Origin of the sequence: Nocardioides limicola, from assembly GCF_016827675.1 — a bacterium.
Lineage (GTDB): Bacteria > Actinomycetota > Actinomycetes > Propionibacteriales > Nocardioidaceae > Nocardioides > Nocardioides limicola.
On record NZ_JAERJA010000004.1, the window covers coordinates 203,911 to 219,924 of the forward strand.

22 protein-coding genes and 4 tRNA genes are annotated in these 16,014 nt (G+C 70.1%); 19 read left to right on the forward strand and 7 right to left on the reverse strand.

Translation table 11 applies throughout. The features are described 5' to 3' along the window. Positions 1–95 precede the first annotated feature (95 nt). Positions 96–587 (reverse strand): YajQ family cyclic di-GMP-binding protein, encoded by a 492-nt coding sequence (locus JKG67_RS10465; protein WP_203337245.1) that lies wholly within the window; start codon positions 585–587, stop codon positions 96–98. A 100-nt stretch (positions 588–687) separates the two neighbouring features. On the opposite strand from JKG67_RS10465, the gene JKG67_RS10470 reads away from it, so the two are divergent. The 11 genes from JKG67_RS10470 to rpmG all read left to right on the forward strand — a co-directional run bounded on the left by JKG67_RS10470 (position 688) and on the right by rpmG (position 7,045). Then, positions 688–769 (forward strand) — tRNA-Tyr (locus JKG67_RS10470). 136 nt (positions 770–905) lie between these two features. Further along, positions 906–1,628, forward strand: a complete 723-nt coding sequence (locus tag JKG67_RS10475) for a FadR/GntR family transcriptional regulator (RefSeq protein WP_203337246.1) — start codon at positions 906–908, stop codon at positions 1,626–1,628. Continuing rightward, positions 1,625–2,362: a sterol desaturase family protein gene (locus JKG67_RS10480; RefSeq protein WP_203337247.1), complete on the forward strand. Its 738-nt coding sequence runs from the start codon at positions 1,625–1,627 to the stop codon at positions 2,360–2,362. The genes JKG67_RS10475 and JKG67_RS10480 overlap by 4 nt, the downstream gene beginning before the upstream one ends. Positions 2,363–2,418: 56 nt before the next feature. Further along, the gene (locus JKG67_RS10485; RefSeq protein WP_203337248.1) at positions 2,419–3,432 is read left to right on the forward strand and encodes a pirin family protein; all 1,014 of its coding nucleotides are present in this window, start codon (positions 2,419–2,421) and stop codon (positions 3,430–3,432) included. Positions 3,433–3,448: 16 nt separating this feature from the next. Further along, positions 3,449–4,012, forward strand: coding sequence for a DNA-3-methyladenine glycosylase I (locus JKG67_RS10490; protein WP_307816514.1), 564 nt, complete (start codon positions 3,449–3,451; stop codon positions 4,010–4,012). Continuing rightward, positions 4,009–4,380 carry a CidA/LrgA family protein gene (locus JKG67_RS10495; protein ID WP_307816515.1) on the forward strand — a complete coding sequence of 124 codons (372 nt, stop codon included), beginning with the start codon at positions 4,009–4,011 and terminating at the stop codon, positions 4,378–4,380. The genes JKG67_RS10490 and JKG67_RS10495 overlap by 4 nt, the downstream gene beginning before the upstream one ends. Then, entirely contained in the window at positions 4,377–5,105 is a 729-nt protein-coding gene (locus JKG67_RS10500) for an LrgB family protein (protein ID WP_203337249.1), read from the forward strand. The genes JKG67_RS10495 and JKG67_RS10500 overlap by 4 nt, the downstream gene beginning before the upstream one ends. Positions 5,106–5,138: 33 nt before the next feature. Continuing rightward, on the forward strand, positions 5,139–6,542 hold the full coding sequence (locus JKG67_RS10505) for an amidase (RefSeq protein WP_203337250.1): 1,404 nt from the start codon (positions 5,139–5,141) through the stop codon (positions 6,540–6,542). Positions 6,543–6,636: 94 nt separating this feature from the next. Then, positions 6,637–6,709, forward strand: a tRNA-Thr gene (locus JKG67_RS10510). Between the two features lie 57 nt (positions 6,710–6,766). Then, positions 6,767–6,843: transfer RNA gene (locus JKG67_RS10515), tRNA-Met, on the forward strand. A 31-nt stretch (positions 6,844–6,874) separates the two neighbouring features. Continuing rightward, positions 6,875–7,045, forward strand: a complete 171-nt coding sequence (gene rpmG, locus JKG67_RS10520; protein WP_203337251.1) for a 50S ribosomal protein L33 — start codon at positions 6,875–6,877, stop codon at positions 7,043–7,045. 57 nt (positions 7,046–7,102) lie between these two features. Here rpmG and JKG67_RS10525 read toward each other — a convergent pair whose 3' ends face one another. Next, the gene (locus tag JKG67_RS10525) at positions 7,103–7,441 is read right to left on the reverse strand and encodes a hypothetical protein (protein ID WP_203337252.1); all 339 of its coding nucleotides are present in this window, start codon (positions 7,439–7,441) and stop codon (positions 7,103–7,105) included. 33 nt (positions 7,442–7,474) lie between these two features. Between JKG67_RS10525 and JKG67_RS10530 the strand changes: the two genes are divergently transcribed. From JKG67_RS10530 to JKG67_RS10540, 3 genes are read left to right on the forward strand one after another with little or no spacing between them, the layout of a single operon-like run. Beyond that, the gene (locus tag JKG67_RS10530; protein ID WP_307816516.1) at positions 7,475–7,882 is read left to right on the forward strand and encodes an FAS1-like dehydratase domain-containing protein; all 408 of its coding nucleotides are present in this window, start codon (positions 7,475–7,477) and stop codon (positions 7,880–7,882) included. Continuing rightward, the gene (locus JKG67_RS10535) at positions 7,879–8,280 is read left to right on the forward strand and encodes a MaoC/PaaZ C-terminal domain-containing protein (RefSeq protein WP_203337253.1); all 402 of its coding nucleotides are present in this window, start codon (positions 7,879–7,881) and stop codon (positions 8,278–8,280) included. The genes JKG67_RS10530 and JKG67_RS10535 overlap by 4 nt, the downstream gene beginning before the upstream one ends. Then, positions 8,273–9,295 carry a UDP-N-acetylmuramate dehydrogenase gene (locus JKG67_RS10540; RefSeq protein ID WP_203337254.1) on the forward strand — a complete coding sequence of 341 codons (1,023 nt, stop codon included), beginning with the start codon at positions 8,273–8,275 and terminating at the stop codon, positions 9,293–9,295. Before JKG67_RS10535 ends, JKG67_RS10540 begins: the two co-directional genes overlap by 8 nt. 4 nt (positions 9,296–9,299) lie before the next feature. On the opposite strand, the gene JKG67_RS10545 is transcribed toward JKG67_RS10540, so the two are convergent. The 5 genes from JKG67_RS10545 to JKG67_RS10565 form a co-directional block, all read right to left on the reverse strand. Further along, positions 9,300–9,932, reverse strand: a complete 633-nt coding sequence (locus tag JKG67_RS10545; protein WP_203337255.1) for a PaaI family thioesterase — start codon at positions 9,930–9,932, stop codon at positions 9,300–9,302. A gap of 74 nt (positions 9,933–10,006) precedes the next feature. Next, positions 10,007–10,483: a DUF4190 domain-containing protein gene (locus JKG67_RS10550; protein ID WP_203337256.1), complete on the reverse strand. Its 477-nt coding sequence runs from the start codon at positions 10,481–10,483 to the stop codon at positions 10,007–10,009. A gap of 11 nt (positions 10,484–10,494) precedes the next feature. Continuing rightward, positions 10,495–10,812: a DUF4190 domain-containing protein gene (locus JKG67_RS10555; RefSeq protein WP_203337257.1), complete on the reverse strand. Its 318-nt coding sequence runs from the start codon at positions 10,810–10,812 to the stop codon at positions 10,495–10,497. A gap of 22 nt (positions 10,813–10,834) precedes the next feature. After that, positions 10,835–11,860 carry an adenosine deaminase gene (locus tag JKG67_RS10560; RefSeq protein WP_203337258.1) on the reverse strand — a complete coding sequence of 342 codons (1,026 nt, stop codon included), beginning with the start codon at positions 11,858–11,860 and terminating at the stop codon, positions 10,835–10,837. A gap of 9 nt (positions 11,861–11,869) precedes the next feature. Continuing rightward, entirely contained in the window at positions 11,870–13,171 is a 1,302-nt protein-coding gene (locus tag JKG67_RS10565; protein WP_203337259.1) for an aspartate aminotransferase type Ic, read from the reverse strand. Positions 13,172–13,351: 180 nt separating this feature from the next. On the opposite strand from JKG67_RS10565, the gene JKG67_RS10570 reads away from it, so the two are divergent. The 5 genes from JKG67_RS10570 (at position 13,352) to rplA (ending at position 15,945) form a co-directional block, all read left to right on the forward strand. Beyond that, positions 13,352–13,424: transfer RNA gene (locus JKG67_RS10570), tRNA-Trp, on the forward strand. 40 nt (positions 13,425–13,464) lie between these two features. Further along, a complete protein-coding gene (gene secE, locus JKG67_RS10575; protein WP_203337260.1) occupies positions 13,465–13,725 on the forward strand; it encodes a preprotein translocase subunit SecE in 261 nt (86 codons plus the stop codon). A gap of 34 nt (positions 13,726–13,759) precedes the next feature. Continuing rightward, entirely contained in the window at positions 13,760–14,545 is a 786-nt protein-coding gene (nusG, locus tag JKG67_RS10580; RefSeq protein ID WP_203337261.1) for a transcription termination/antitermination protein NusG, read from the forward strand. A 172-nt stretch (positions 14,546–14,717) separates the two neighbouring features. Then, complete coding sequence (gene rplK, locus JKG67_RS10585) at positions 14,718–15,146, forward strand: 50S ribosomal protein L11 (RefSeq protein WP_203337262.1); 429 nt, start codon at positions 14,718–14,720, stop codon at positions 15,144–15,146. Positions 15,147–15,231: 85 nt separating this feature from the next. Beyond that, positions 15,232–15,945 carry a 50S ribosomal protein L1 gene (gene rplA / locus JKG67_RS10590; RefSeq protein ID WP_203337263.1) on the forward strand — a complete coding sequence of 238 codons (714 nt, stop codon included), beginning with the start codon at positions 15,232–15,234 and terminating at the stop codon, positions 15,943–15,945. Positions 15,946–16,014: the final 69 nt, after the last annotated feature.

A 16,014-nucleotide genomic window follows, 5' to 3' on the forward strand; every position in this document is an offset into this window, starting at 1 on the left:
TTTTGACTGCGGCGCAGCGCAGCACCACCCCACGATAGACGCCCGCGCCAGTCGTGGTGCACGCCTCCCGGAGGCTGGACCCGGGCCGCGCGGAGTCAGCGGTAGTTGGTGAACTGCACCGCGAAGTCGTAGTCCTGCTCCTTGACCAGGGAGATCACGGTCTGCAGGTCGTCGCGCTTCTTGCTGGAGACGCGGAGTTCGTCGCCCTGGATCTGCGCCTTCACGCCCTTGGGGCCCTCGTCGCGGATCAGCTTGGAGATCTTCTTGGCGTTCTCGGAACTGATCCCCTCCTTGAGGGTGATCGAGATGATGCTGCGCTGGCCGGACGGGCGTGGCTCGCTCGCGTCCAGCACCTTGAGTGAGACCTGACGCTTGATCAGCTTCTGCTGGAAGACGTCCAGGACCGCGGAGGCCCGGTCGTCGGCGGAGGCCGAGATCTCGATGGCCTGGTCGCCCTTCCACTCGATCTTGGCGTCGGTGCCCTTGAAGTCGAAACGGGTGGCGACCTCGCGGGCCGCCTGGCCGAGCGCGTTGTCGACCTCCTGGCGGTCGATCTTGCTGACGATGTCGAACGATGAGTCGGCCATGGGTGATCTCCTGGTGCTCGATGCTGATTCGGTCACGCCGGGACGGCTGCGCTATTCTCATGCCGCCGCACGCTCGGAGCCTATCCGGGGTGTGCTTCGGGGCAGGTTGCCCGAGCGGCCAAAGGGAGCTGACTGTAAATCAGCCGGCAATGCCTACAGTGGTTCGAATCCACTACCTGCCACCGGAAGGACCCGGCTCGATATCGAGCCGGGTCCTCGTGCATTTCCCCCGCAGAGCAGTCGGGCAGTCGTGCACAGCGACGGTCGTACTGGTAAGACCACTTGACCATCGACCATGGTTGTGCGTACGGTGCTGCCATGGAACTCACCCCGGTGGTACGACGCTCGGTCGCCGACGACGTCTTCGAGCAGCTGCAGGCCCAGGTCGTCGTCGGTGACCTCGGGCCTGGTGCCCCGCTCCCCAGCGAACGTCGGCTGGCCGAGGCGCTCGGCGTCTCCCGCCCCGCCGTACGCGAGGCCCTGCAGCGGCTCGCCCAGGCCGGGCTGGTCGACATCCGCCAGGGGGACACCACCACGGTGAGGGACTTCCGCCGCCACGGCGGCCTCGACCTGTTGCCGCGGCTGTTGCTCACCGCGCACGGCCTGGACGTGGCGGTGGCCCGCAGCATCCTCGAGGCCCGTGCCCACATCGGCCCCAAGATCGCCGAACTGGCGGCCCGTCGCGGCGGGCCCGACCTGGCCCCGGCGCTGAGCGCCGCGTTGACCGCGCTGCGCTCGACCAACGACCCGGTGTCACGGCAGCACCGGGCGGTGGACTTCTGGCAGCTGCTCGTCGACGCGGCCGACTCGATCACCTTCCGGCTGATGTTCAACGGGATGCTTGCCGCCTACCTGCCCGCCGTCGAAGCGCTCGCGGAGGTGATGCGCGCCGAGGTGGAGCAGGACGAGACCTACGCCGCACTCGCCGACGCGGTCATCGCCGGCGACTCCGAGAACGCCCCCCGCCTGGCTGCCGCCCTGCTCGCTCCCACCTCGCAGGCCGTGCAGGACGCCCTGAACACCCTGGAGGACCCCCGATGAAGCAGACAGACCCGATCGAGGAGCAGGCCCGCACCCGGCTCGCCGCCGACGAGGCCGCCGCCTCCCGTCGTACGCCGGTGACCCTCCGCGCCGCCGGTGCCGCCTTCTGGCGGCACCCGTCCCCGTGGCTGATCGCCACCGCCCTGGTCGGCGGCCTGGTCGCCCGGGTCGCGGTCGGCGACTGGCGTCTCACCGACCTGCTGGTCCCGGTGCTTCTGGTGGCCGCCTTCCCGGTGGTCGAGTGGGTGATCCACGTGATGATCCTGCACTGGCGACCGCGCCGGCTGGGGCCGGTCACCGTGGACTCGCTGCTGGCCCGCAAGCACCGCGAGCACCACGGGGACCCGCGCGACGTGCCGCTGGTCTTCATCCCCTGGCAGACGTTCTACTGGCTGCTGCCGGCGCTGGTCGCGATCGCGCTGGTCGCCTTCCCGCGCACCGGCCTCGGCCTGACCTGGCTGTTGTCGGTGACCGTGCTGGGCCTGTGCTACGAGTGGACCCACTACCTGATCCACAGCGACTACCGGCCCCGCGGCCGGTTCTATAAGGCGGTCTGGCGCAACCACCGGCTGCACCACTACAAGAACGAGCACTACTGGTTCAGCGTGACCAGCGCCGGCACCAGTGACCGGCTCTTCGGCACCTACCCGGATCCGGCCACCGTCACCACCTCGCCGACGGCGAAGAACCTGCACGGCAGCACCGAGCCCCGCCGCCCGGCCGGCCTCGGCTGACGCGCCGGGGGTCGCCGGGGGTCGCCAGCGTCGGGGTCACCGGGCAGGATGGTGCCGTGACCAATCCCGAGACCGCGCCCACCGAGCTGCACTGCGTCGCCGGTGACCAGGTGCCCGAGGTCGAACTGCTCACGCCGCGCGAGGTGCCGCTGGGTGGCCCCCGGGCGATGACGGTACGACGTACCCTCCCGCAGCGGCACCGGTCGCTGATCGGCGCCTGGTGCTTCCTGGACCACTACGGCCCCAACGATGTCTCCGACTCCGGTGGGATGCGGGTGCCGCCGCACCCACACACCGGCCTGCAGACGGTGAGTTGGCTCTTCACCGGGGAGGTCGAGCACCGCGACAGCGCAGGCAACGTGGCGATGGTCCGCCCCGGCGAGGTGAACCTGATGACCGGCGGCCGCGGGATCAGCCACTCGGAGAACTCCACCGCCGCCACCGACGTGCTGCACGGGGCCCAGTTGTGGGTGGCGCTGCCCGACGAGCATCGGTTCGCAGACCCCGGGTTCGAACACCATGCCCCCGCTCCGGTCTCCGGGGAGGGCTGGCAGGCCCGGGTGTTCCTCGGCACGCTGCTCGGCGACACCTCACCGGTGCACACGTTCACGCCCCTGTTGGGGGTGGAGTTCCTCCTCGACGCCGGCGCCGAGGCGACCTTCGACGTGGACGGCGGGTTCGAGCACGGTGTCCTGGTCGACGCCGGCGTCCTCGACGTCCGGCCCGGGGACGTCCCCGGGCGACAGGTCAAGCCCGGCGAGCTGGCCTACCTGGCCCCCGGCCGTGGGCAGCTCACCCTGGTCGCCGGCGCCGAACCGGTCCGCGCGCTGCTGCTCGGCGGGCCGCCCTTCGGCGAGTCGATCGTGATGTGGTGGAACTTCGTCGGTCGCAGCCACGACGAGATCGCCGGCTTCCGGGACGAGTGGCAGGCCCAGATCACCCGCGACGGTGAGGTGGTCGGCGACGGCCAGCAGGTCGCCCCCGGGCGCTTCGGCATCGTCCTCGACGACCACGACCGGCCGATCCCCGCACCGCGGTTGCCGAACGCGCGTCTCAAGGAACGCCGGTGACCCTGGAGGAGTGCCGGTGACGCCGGAGCTGGCGCGCTGTGCCTGGGCCACCACCCCGGGCCCGATGCAGGACTACCACGACCGGGAGTGGGGGGTGCCGGTCACCGGCGAGGCCGCGCTCTTCGAACGACTCAGCCTGGAGGCGTTCCAGTCGGGCCTGAGCTGGGCGACGATCCTGGCCAAACGCCCGGCGTTCCGGGAGGCGTTCGACGGCTTCGTGCCCGACCTGGTCGCCGAGTACGACGCCACCCGGCGTGCCGATCTGCTCGCCGACGTCCGGATCGTCCGCAACGCCGCCAAGATCGACGCCACGATCGGGAACGCCCGGGCCGTGATCGAGCTCCGCGGGTCCGGCGGCCTGGAGGAGTTGGTGGCACGCTTCCGGCCGGCCAGCGACCCGGAGCCGACCCGGCCCGAGGAGGTGCCGACCAGCAGTGTCGAATCGACCGCGTTGAGCAAGGAGCTGAAGCGGCACGGGTTCCGCTTCGTCGGCCCGACCACCATGCATGCGCTGATGGAGGCGATCGGCCTGGTCGACACCCACCTGGTCGGCTGTCACCGGCGGGGATGCGGCCGGTGACCGGTGTCCGGCCCGGGCTGATCAGCGGGCTCACCTGGCTGCTGGTCTGCCAGCTCGCCGGCGAACTGGTGGTGCGGCTGCTGGGGCTGCCGGTGCCGGGCGCGGTGCTCGGCATGGTGATCCTGTTAGCGCTGCTGTGCTGGCGACGCCCACCCGAGACCGCCTCGGTGCTCCGGGCCGCGGACGCGCTGCTACGACACCTGCAGCTCTTCTTCGTGCCCGCCGGAGTCGGCCTGATCACCTTCCTCGCGCTGCTGCGGGAGGAGGCGGTGCCGTTGCTGGTGGCCACACTGGTGAGCTGGTTCGTGGCCCTGGCCCTGGTGGGCGGTCTGGTCACCCTGCTCGGTCGAGGGGAGCCGGCGCGGTGAGCGCCGACCGGATCGTCGAGACCTGGGACTGGGTGCAGAGCTCGCCCGCCTTCGGCCTGTTGCTGACCCTGATCGGCTACCGGATCGGTCGGGAGCTGCAGCAGCGAGTGGCCCGGCCGTGGCTGAAGGCGGTCACTCAACCCGTGCTGGTGGCGATGGTCGTGGTGGGGGCGGTGCTGCTCGTGTTCGACATCGACTACGCCGACTACCTGGTCGGCGCCTCGCTGATCGTCTTCCTGCTCGGGCCGGCCACGGTGGCGCTGGCGGTGCCGCTGTATCGCCAGGTCCACCATCTGCGCCGGCTGGCCGTCCCGATCCTGGTCGCCCTCCCGCTGGCCGCCGCGGTGTCGATCACCCTCGGACTGCTACTGGTGCGTTGGCTCGGCGGCAGCGAGGAACTGGCCCTGTCCATGGCCCCCAAGGCCGCCACCACCCCGGTCGCGATCGCGCTGGCCGAGCAGATCGGCGGCATCGGCCCGCTGGCCGCGGCGTTGGCGGTCACTATCGGGGTGTTCGGCGCGGTGGCGGGACCGGGCGTGCTCACCCTGCTGCGGATCCGGGACCGGCGGGCCCGAGGGCTGGCCATCGGTGCGGTCTCGCACGGGATCGGCACCGCTCGGGCGCTCGCCGACCACCCGGTCGAAGGGGCCTTCGCCGGGTTGTCGATGGGTCTCACCGCACTGGCCATCAGCGTGCTGGTGCCCCTGCTTCTGCTCGTCCTCTGAACGCCTCCGGGTGCGGCTGGGTAGGTTGACGTCATGACCCGTGTGCATGCCTACTCCGACGACGCGCTCGGTGACTCCGACGCCGTCGACCTGAACCGTCGCCTGGCTTCGGGCCACGTCTCCATCCCCGAGGTGGTGGACGCCGCGATCACCCGGACCGAGCGGGTCGCCGCCGATCTGGGTGCCGTGGCGATGGAGACCTTCCAGGCCGCGCGTGACCTGGCCGCTGAGCCGAGCCCCGGCTGGTTCGCCGGGATCCCGACGTTCATCAAGGACAACGTCGCCGTCGCCGGGCTGCCCACCCAGCAGGGCTGCGACGCCTTCGTGAGCAAGCCGGCCAAGGCCGACGGAGACTTCGTCCGGATGTACCGGGCCACCGGCCTGGTCCCGCTGGGCAAGACCCAACTCTCGGAGTTCGGCTTCAGCGCCTCCGCCGAGCACCCGCGCCTGGGGCCGGTGCGCAACCCCTGGCACATCGAGTACTCGGCCGGCGCGTCGTCGTCGGGCTCCGCCGCACTGGTGGCGGCGGGAGCGGTGCCGATCGCGCACGCCAACGACGGCGGCGGGTCGATCCGGATCCCGGCCGCGGTGAACGGGTTGGTCGGGCTCAAGCCGACCCGTGGCCGACTGCCCCAGGACGCGCTGCTGCGGCAGATGCCGGTGCGGATCGTCGCCGACGGCGTGGTCACCCGCAGCGTCCGGGACACGGCCGCCTTCTTCCGGGAGGCGGAGAAGGTCTACCGGAACGTGAAGCTGCCTCCGATCGGGGACATCACCCGCAGCACCAAGGCCCGACTCAAGGTCGCCGTGGTCACCCGCTCGGTGGACACCGAATGCGACCCCGAGGTCCGCGACGAGACTCTGCGGGTCGCCGCGCTGATGGAGGAGCTGGGGCATCAGGTCGAGGAGGTGGATCCGCCGGTGCCGTCCTACTTCCCCGACGACTTCCTGCTCTACTGGGGCTTCCTGGCGATGGTGACGGTGCGTACCGGTCGTCGTACCCACGGGCGGAGCTGGGACCGCGACAAGTGCGACAACCTCACCCTCGGACTCGACCAGCACGTCCGCCGGCAACTCCACAAGTTGCCGTTGGCCACCACCCGACTGGCCGCGTCCCGGCACGTGAGTGCCCGGTTCTTCCGGAACTACGACGTGGTGCTCACCCCGACTCTGGCCGGCGCCACTCCCCGACTGGGCCACCTCGATCCGACCCAGGACTTCGACACCCTGATGGAGAAGCTGATGGCGTGGGTGGCCTTCACCCCCCTGCAGAACGCCACCGGCGATCCGGCCATCTCGCTGCCGCTGGCCCAGAGTGCGGACGGGATGCCGCTGGGGATGATGTTCGCAGCTGCGCAGGGCCGTGAAGCGACCCTGCTGGAGCTGGCCTACGAGCTTGAGGAGGCCTCACCACCGGTCCGCATCAGCCAGGTCTGAGGTGGCTGTGGGCAGCCGATCGGTCGCCTTCGTCGAGCGGCGCCCAGGCGATTTCGTGAACGGGCACGTGGCTGTGTATTCTTCGTTGTCGCTTGCCCCTTTAGCTCAGTCGGCAGAGCGTCTCCATGGTAAGGAGAAGGTCTACGGTTCGATTCCGTAAAGGGGCTCTGGGTTGGGGTTCCGGTGGTCGCCAGGTGGCGACCACCGGGCCGCCTCCGTCCAGTGGCGGGGTAGCTCAGGTGGTTAGAGCACACGGCTCATAATCGTGGTGTCGCGGGTTCGAGTCCCGCCCCCGCTACCAAGACCTGACGACAAACACGAAGGACACAGCGATGGCTTCCAAGAGCTCAGACGTTCGCCCCAAGATCACGCTCGAGTGCACCGAGTGCAAGGAGCGCAACTACATCACCAAGAAGAACCGGCGGAACCACCCCGACCGGCTCGAGATGAAGAAGTTCTGCCCGCGCTGCAAGTCGCACACCGGGCACAAGGAAACCCGCTGACCCCAGCGGGCCTGACACGCCACCGGCCATCGGCCGGTGGCGTCGCCATTTCCGGGCTCAGCCCTTCGTCACCGCGGCGTGGATCTCGGCGACCTGCTGGGCCAGCGCCGGCAGCTGCTTGAGCAGCGCCATCTCCTCCTCGAGCTCCGAGAGCAGGCCCTTCACCTCGGCCAGCGCGGTCTGGGTCTCGGTCAGCGTCTCCTGAGTGGTGACCAGGGTGGTCCGGGTCTCGCCGAGGAGCTCCTCGACGCTGGTCAAGGTGCCGCTGACCGTCGACAGTGTCGTGTCCACGTTGCCGAGGGTGCCGTCCACCCGGCCCAGGACGCCGTCCACGGTCTTCAAGGTGTCGTCTGCGCGGCCGAGCACGGCCGCCGGGTTCCGGAAAGTCGCCTTCATGGGACCTCACCCTAGGCTGCTAGCGTCAGCCGCGTGAGCAATGACGCGTCCGTGGCCGACCTGGTCGGCCGGGAGTTCCCCCCCACCGACCCCTATCTGGTCAGCGAGGATCGGGTGGCCGAGTTCGCCGCCGCGACCGGCACGCCGTACGCCGGATCAGTGCCGGCGACCTTCCCGATCGTGCTGGCGATGGATGCCATGCAACGCTTCCTGGCCGTGGCCGGCATCGACCTGTTCCGGATCGTGCACGGTGACCAGCGTTTCGAGTACGCGCGCCCGGTGCGCATCGGCGATCGGCTCACCGCAGCCCTGGAGGTGGTCTCGGTGCGCAGCATCGGCGGCAACGACATCATCGGCACCCGCAGCGCGATCACCGATGCCGACGGCGTCGAGGTGTGCGCGACGTCGGCGACCCTGGTGCACCGGGGCGGTGCGGCATGACCGCGCTGACCGCCGGCACCGAACTGCCGACCCGCCACTACCGGATCACCCGCGCCGACCTGGTCCGGTACGCCGGCGCCAGTGGTGACTTCAACCCGATCCACTGGTCGGATCGGGTCGCGACCTCGGTGGGGCTGCCCGGCGTGATCGCCCATGGGATGTACACGCTGGCCCTGGCGGCCCGCGCGGTCGCGGAGTGGACCGAGGGTGCGGAGGTGCTCGAACTGGCCGCGAAGTTCACCAACCCGGTGCCGGTGCCTGACGACGACACCGGGGTGGAGGTCGCGGTCGCCGGCACCGTGGGCGAGAGCGCCGAGGGGCGGACCCGGATCGAACTCACCGTCACCTGCGGCGGGACCAAGGTGCTCGGCCGCCCCACGGCAGTGGTCCGTGGCTGAACGGCTCGCCGACCACACGACGCTGCGGCTCGGCGGCCCGGCTGCCGACTTCCGCACCGCCGCCACCGAGGAGGAGCTGGTCGCGGCGGTGGCCGAGGCCGACACCGCCCGACGATCGGTGCTGGTGCTCGGCGGCGGCAGCAACCTGGTGATCGCCGACGCCGGTGTCGAGGGCACCGTGGTCAAGGTCGCCACCACCGGGATCGACGCGGCCGAGGCCGGTGACCGGGTCGAGGTCACGGTCGCCGCCGGCGAGCCGTGGGACGACCTGGTGGCCACCGCGGTGTCGGCCGGCTGGGTCGGCATCGAGGCACTGTCGGGGATCCCCGGCTCGGTGGGGGCCACGCCGATCCAGAACGTCGGCGCCTACGGCCAGGAGGTCGCCGACACCGTGGTCGCCGTGCGGGTCTTCGACCGGGTGCTGCGAGGGGTGCGGACCTTCGCCGGGGACGAGTGCGGGTTCGGCTATCGGCACAGCCGGTTCAAGGCCGACCCGGGCCGGCATGTGGTGCTGTCGGTGACCTTCCGGCTGGGCCGCGGTGAGCTCGGGGAACCGATCCGGTACGCCGAGCTCGCCCGGCATCTGGGGGTCGAGGTCGGGACTCCCGCGCCTCTGGCCGAGGTCCGTCGTACCGTCCTGGGGTTGCGGGCCGGCAAGGGGATGGTCCTGGACGCGGCCGACCACGACACCTGGAGCGCGGGCTCGTTCTTCACCAACCCGATCCTGGCCGACGCCGACCTGCTCCCCGACGACGCTCCCCGGTGGCCGCAGGGGGATGGCACCGTGAAGACCAGCGCGGCCTGGCTGATCGAGCAGGCCGGGTTCGGCAAGGGTCACCCCGGCCCGGGGGGCCGGGTCGGCCTCTCCACCAAGCACACGCTGGCGCTGACCAATCGCGGCGACGCGACCACCGAGGACCTGGTGGCGCTGGCGCGGGAGGTCAGGGACGGGGTCGAGGCCCGGTTCGGGGTGCGGCTGGTGAACGAGCCGGTGCTGGTCGGCGTCGAGCTCTGAGCCGCTACTGGCTCTCGGCGAACCAGCGAGGCACGATGAAGACGCCGTCGGCCTCGGTGCAGACGCCCTCGGCGTCCGAGAGCCTGGCGAGCACGTAGACCTTGCGGCCGTCCTCGCGGTCGATGTGCGCGTCGAGGCGGACCGGCCCGAGTCTTGCTCCCTTGACGTAGCGCAGGCTCAGCGTGCCGGTCAGCGTCACTCGGGTGTGGCCGGCGGAGGCGGTCTCACCCATCAGGTGATCCAGCAACAGCGCGGTCACCCCGCCATGCACCAGGCCCGGCGGACCCTCGTACACCGCACCCAGGTCAGCCTTGGCGTGGGCCAGCCCCGGCCGGACATGGGTGATCCGCAACGGCGGCGCCATCGCGTTGCGTTGACCCACCACCGTGTTGCCCCAGTTCCAGGAGCGGCCCTCGGAGTTGAACTTGACCCCGGCCGGTCCGTCGAACTGATCGGCCTGCAGCCGGGCGAGCGCCGACTCCAGTTCCTGCTGGGCCAACTGGAGCTGGTCGGCGCCGACGCAGGTGCGGATGGTCGCGTCGACGACCTCGCGCAGGGTGTCCACCAGCGGCTGGATCTCTGCCTCGGCGCGGTCGATCTCGGCGGTGGGGATGTCGGTCAACTCGAATCCGGGCAACGGATCCTCCTGGGCGTGCGGGGACCCTCAGTCTCCCAGAAGATCGCGGAAACTGAAACAGGTTCTAGTTGATTTCAGTAGCCGGTGCTCGCGGCGATCACGAAGATCCCGACGAAAGCGACCATCGCGAACAGACCCAGCACCAGCAGAACGGTGCTGATGATGCCGGTGATCATCCCGGCCTGGGCGTTGCCCCGACCGCCGTACTGCCCGGGCGCCGCATCGATCTCACGCATCACCCGGCGACCGGTCACCCAGGCGAACGGGCCGAGCGCGAACGGAAGCAGACACATCCAGCCTCCGATCAGGGAGACCAGGCCGAGGATCAGTGCGGTGTTCGCCTGCGGGTGCGGTGGGGGTGCGGCGGCCCAGCCCTGCTGGCCGGCCCACCCCGGCTGCTGCTGACCAGCGGGCTGGTACGGGTTCGGCTGCGGCGCACCCCAGCCGGGCTGGCTCTCGGGTTGGCCGCCGGGCTGGCTGCCGGGGGCAGCACTGCCCTCCTGGAGCCTGCGCAGGTACTCGTCGGGGGATTCGGGGGGAGGGGTGGTCACGAGAGCTCCATTCAGGTCAGGCGTAGCGAGAGTAGGACGGCGAGGAATCCGAGTGCAGCCACGGCCAACACCGTGCCGATGACGCCGGTGATCATCCCGGCGACCGCCGACTCGCGCCCCGTCCAGGTGGCCGGGTCGGCATCGATCTCACGGATGGCACGGAGACCGAGCAGCACGGCCACGATGCCCAGCAGGCCAGGGAGACCGCCGAGGCAGCTGCCGAACATCGACCCGATGCCGAGCAGTAGCGCGAGGTTCGACTTCGGGTGTGCGCGTTGACTGGGGACACCCGCCCAGGACGGCTGTCCTGGTGGCGGCGTGGTGGTCATGGGCGACATCCTGACACGCTGTTCACTCGGAGGGCGGGGCGGCCAGCCAGGTGTCGATGTCGGTCAGGATCTGGGCCCGCACCGACTCCGGGGCTCGGGAGCCGCGCACCGACATCCGGGCCAGTTCGGCCAACTGGGCGTCGGACAGGTCATGGGCGGCCCGCATGGTGGCGTACTGGCTGGCCAGCCGGGAGCCGAAGAGCAGCGGGTCGTCGGCGCCGAGGGCGACGTTGACGCCGGCTGCCAGCAGTTGGGGGAGTGGCACCGAGGTGAGGTCGGAGTAGACCCCGAGCGCCACGTTGGACGTCGGACAGACCTCCAACGTGGTCCCGGCAGCGGCGACCCGGTCCAGCAGCGCAGGATCCTCCACCACGCGTACGCCGTGCCCGAGACGGTCCGCATGCAACAGGTCCAGACAAGCCTCGATGTTGGCCGGGCCGACCAGTTCGCCGCCGTGCGGGACCAGCAGCAGATCCGCCCGCCGGGCGATCCGGAAGGCGGGCCCGAACTCCTCGGTCACCCCTCGCCGCTCGTCGTTGGAGAGGCCGAAGCCGACCACCCCCCGACCGGCGTACTGGGCGGCCAGTCGGGCCAGCATCCGGGCGTCGAGGGGATGCCGGGTCCGGTTCGCGGCGATCACCACCGCGATCGGCAGTCCGGTGTTCGCCGTCGCCTCACGGGCGGCGTCGAGGACCAGGTCGGTGAAGGCGGTGATGCCGCCGAACCGGGCCGCGTAGCCGTCCGGGCCGACCTGGATCTCCAACCACCGGCCGCCGTCGATGACGTCGTCCTCGGCTGCCTCTCGGACCAGGCGCCGGATGTCACCCTCGGTCCGCAGCACCGAGCGGGCCACGTCGTACAACCGCTGGAACCGGAACCAGCCCTTCTCGTCGGCCGCCGTCAGTTTCGGCGGCCATGCCGACACCAGTGCCTCGGGCAGGTGGATGCCGTCGCGGGCCGCGAGCTCAAGCAGCGTCGAGTGCCGCATCGCCCCGGTGAAGTGCAGGTGCAGGTGCGCCTTGGGCAGCTCCGTCAGCGGGCGGTGCATCGCGGGCGGTCAGCCGTGCAGCTTCTCCGCGGCCGCCAGCAGCACGCAGGTGGCCACCGCCTCCATCGCCTCGGTCACCTCGTCGAGCACCGGGAAGGACGGAGCCAGTCGGATGTTCCGGTCCCGGGGGTCGTCGCGGTGCGGGAACGACGAGCCGGCCGGCGTCAGGGCGATGCCCGCCTCCTTGGCCAACTGCACCACCCGCGAGGCGGTGCCGTCGAGCACGTCGAGGTTGACGAAGTAGCCGCCCGCGGGTTCGGACCATTCGGCGACACCGAGCCCGCCGAGGCGACCGGTGAGCACCTCCTGGACGGCCGCGAACTTCGGTGCCAGCACCTCGCGGTGCCGCGCCATGTGGTCCCGGACGCCCTGCGCCGAGCCGAAGAACTCCGCGTGCCGCAGGTGGTTGACCTTGTCGGGGCCGATCGCGCCCTGACCCAGGTGGTCGACGTACCAGTCGACGGTCTCGCTCGAGCCGGCCAGGAAGCCGACACCGGCGCCGGCATAGGTGATCTTGGAGGTGGACGCGAAGACCACGGCGCGGTGGGGGTTGCCGGCCTCCGCGCACAGCCCGATGATGTCGGCGCTGGGGGTCTCGGTCGCGGTCAGGTGGTGCCAGGCGTAGGCGTTGTCCCACATGATCGTGAAGTCCGGAGCCGCGGTGGGCATGCTGGCGAGCTTGCGGGCCACCTCGGTGGAGGTCACCGACCCGGTGGGGTTCGCGTACGTCGGCACCAGCCACATGCCCTTGATCGAGGCGTCGGTGGCCACGAGTTCGGCGATCGCGTCGGCGTCCGGGCCGTCGGCGTGCATCGGCACGGTCACCATCTCGATGCCGAACCAGTCGGTGAGGGTGAAGTGCCGGTCATAGCCGGGCACCGGGCAGATGAAGGTGACCCTCTCCTCGGCGGCCCACGGGCGCTCGCTGGTCACACCGCCCTTGAGCCAGAGGTAGCTGAGCACCTCGCGCATCATCATCAGGCTGGAGTTGCCCTGCGCGACGATCTGGTTCGTCGGCACGCCGAGCAGTTCGCCGAAGATGGCGCGCAGGTCGGCGCCGCCGTGCAGCCCGCCGTAGTTGCGGGTGTCGGCGCCGGAGGAGTCGGTGGCCCTGCCGGGCAGCTGGAGCAGCCGGTCGGCCAGATCCAGCTGTTCGGTGGCGGGCTTGCCGCGGGTCAGATCCAGCGTGAGTCCCCGGGCTGCCAGCGCTTCGTAGGCGCTGCGCTGCTCGGCGAGGAACGTGTCGAGCTCCGCCGGGGAGCGGTCGGCCAGGGGTTGCGGGTGGGTGCTCTGGTCGGTCACAGCGACCATGCTCCCACCTGGGGGGTCACGCCGGTCAACCGCGCCTCCCGGCGTCACGGCTCCGGGGGGTACGCAGCCACGGCCGGTTAGGCATGGCGACCGCCTACCCCCTAGACTTGCTCCACCGGTGAATCATCAGTCTGTTTTGGCATGCCCTCACGGGGGCCGGATCGGTGATGGATCACCCGGAGGGCACTAGCTCAACTGGCAGAGCATCGGTCTCCAAAACCGAAGGTTGGGGGTTCAAGTCCCTCGTGCCCTGCAAAGCCGGACGCGGATCTAGATTGTGAAGGAGAAGTCGGGTGTCGGACACCAACACCGCCGATGATGGCGGTCGCCCTGCCACCCCGACGACGGGGTCGGCCGGATGGGCCAACCCGATCGCCTTCCTGCGTCAGGTGGTCGCCGAGCTGCGCAAGGTGGTCTGGCCCACCCAGCAGCAGCTGATCACGTACTTCATCGTGGTGATGGTGTTCGTGCTGATCATGATGGCGATCATCTCCGCCCTGGACCTCGGGTTCGGGCGCTTGGCGTATTGGATCTTCACCGGCGGCAACGCCTGACGCCTGCAACCACCAGCAAGAATCGGAGCACCACGTGTCGGATCAGTTCGAGACCGAGTCGGTCGACCTCGAAGCGGAGGTCGACCCTGCCGTCGACCCCGAGGCGCCGGTCGAGGGGTCGGACGAGCCGACCGCCGACGAGACACCCGAGGACGAGGCCGTCGAGGACGAGGCCGTCGAGGACGAGGTCCTCGACCCGCGAACGGAGTTCCGTCGCGAGCTCGAGTCCCAGTTCGGTGAGTGGTTCGTCGTGCACACCTACTCCGGCATGGAGAAGCGGGTCAAGGCGAACCTGGAGAACCGGATCGTCTCGCTGAACATGGAGGACTACATCCACGAGATCGTGGTCCCCACCGAGCAGGTCGCCGAGATCAAGAACGGTCAGCGCAAGCTCGTCGAGCGCACCGTCCTCCCCGGTTACGTCCTGGTCCGGATGGACCTCACCGACGAGTCCTGGTCCGCGGTGCGGCACACGCCCTCAGTGACCGGCTTCATCGGCCACAGTCACCAGCCGATCCCGCTCACCTTGGATGAGGTGGAGGGCATGCTCGCGCCGTCGATGGCCGCTGCTGCTGCCGCCGCCGGCGAGGGTGAGGCCTCGGCAAGCAAGCCGAGCTCGGGCGCCGCCGCGTCGCGCCCGGTCGAGGTCGTGGACTTCTCGGTGAGCGACTCGGTGATGGTGGTGGACGGCCCGTTCGCGACGCTGCACGCGACGATCACCGAGATCAACGCCGAGTCCCAGAGGGTCAAGGCCCTCGTCGAGATCTTCGGCCGGGAGACTCCGGTCGAGCTGTCGTTCAACCAGATCCAGAAGGTTTGATCCTCACGGCCGAGTTCGCGAGGCCGTGAAAGGATCAAAGGTCGAGTAGCCCGTCCGACCGAGCGTGCGAGGTCGGAGCCGGGCGCATCGAGACCTCCGGGCGGTGCCCGGGGGGAAGCAGAGTGGCAGGGGTCCGCCCCGTCATGACCACAACAGAGAAAGAGACAACGAGATGCCCCCGAAGAAGAAGATCGCTGCCCTGGTCAAGGTGCAGTTGCAGGCCGGTGCCGCCACCCCGGCCCCGCCGGTCGGTACCGCCCTCGGTCCGCACGGTGTCAACATCATGGAGTTCTGCAAGGCGTACAACGCGCAGACCGAGTCCATGCGCGGCAACGTGATCCCCGTCGAGATCACCATCTACGAGGACCGCAGCTTCACCTTCATCACCAAGACCCCGCCGGCCGCTGAGCTGATCAAGAAGGCCGCCGGTCTGCAGAAGGGCTCCTCGGTCCCGCACAAGGACAAGGTCGGCAAGCTGACCAAGGACCAGATCCGCGAGATCGCCGAGACCAAGATGCCCGACCTCAACGCCAACGACGTCGAGTCGGCCATGAAGATCGTCGAAGGCACCGCCCGCTCCATGGGCGTCACCACCGACTGACCCCTTCGCAGACCCATCCCCTGTGGCAGGGCCGCGCTGGCCCGTCCGACCACAACTGGCAGACTAAGAGAAACGAGAACCAGACATGCAGCGCAGCAAGACCTACCGGGCGGCAGCCGAGAAGATCAACGCCGACGAGCTCTACGCCCCGCTGGCGGCGATCAAGCTCGCCAAGGAGTCCAGCAAGAAGAAGTTCGACGAGACCCTCGACGTCGTGATGCGCCTGGGTGTCGACCCGCGCAAGGCCGACCAGATGGTCCGCGGCACCGTCAACCTCCCGCACGGCACCGGCAAGACGGCCCGGGTCCTCGTGTTCGCGAACGCCGAGAAGGCCGACGCCGCCCGTGAGGCCGGCGCCGACATCGTCGGTGGCGACGAGCTGATCGACAAGGTGGCCGGCGGCTGGCTCGACTTCGACGCCGTGGTGGCCACCCCGGACATGATGGGCAAGGTCGGTCGCCTCGGCCGCGTCCTCGGCCCCCGCGGTCTGATGCCGAACCCGAAGACCGGCACCGTCACCCCGGACCCGGCCAAGGCCGTCACCGACATCAAGGGCGGCAAGATCGAGTTCCGGGTCGACCGGCACGCCAACCTGCACTTCATCATCGGCAAGGCCTCCTTCGCCGAGGTTCAGCTCGCGGAGAACTACGCCGCCGCCCTCGACGAGGTGCTCCGGTTGAAGCCGGCCAGCTCGAAGGGTCGCTACATCAAGAAGATCACCGTCTCGACCACGATGGGCCCCGGCATTCAGGTGGACCCGAACCGCACCAAGAACGTGGCGGAGACCGACGAGGCCTGAGCCTCGCCGTCGCCGACAACGGCGCCCGCCACACGGTGGCGGGCGCCGTTCGGCAATTTGGTCGCACGC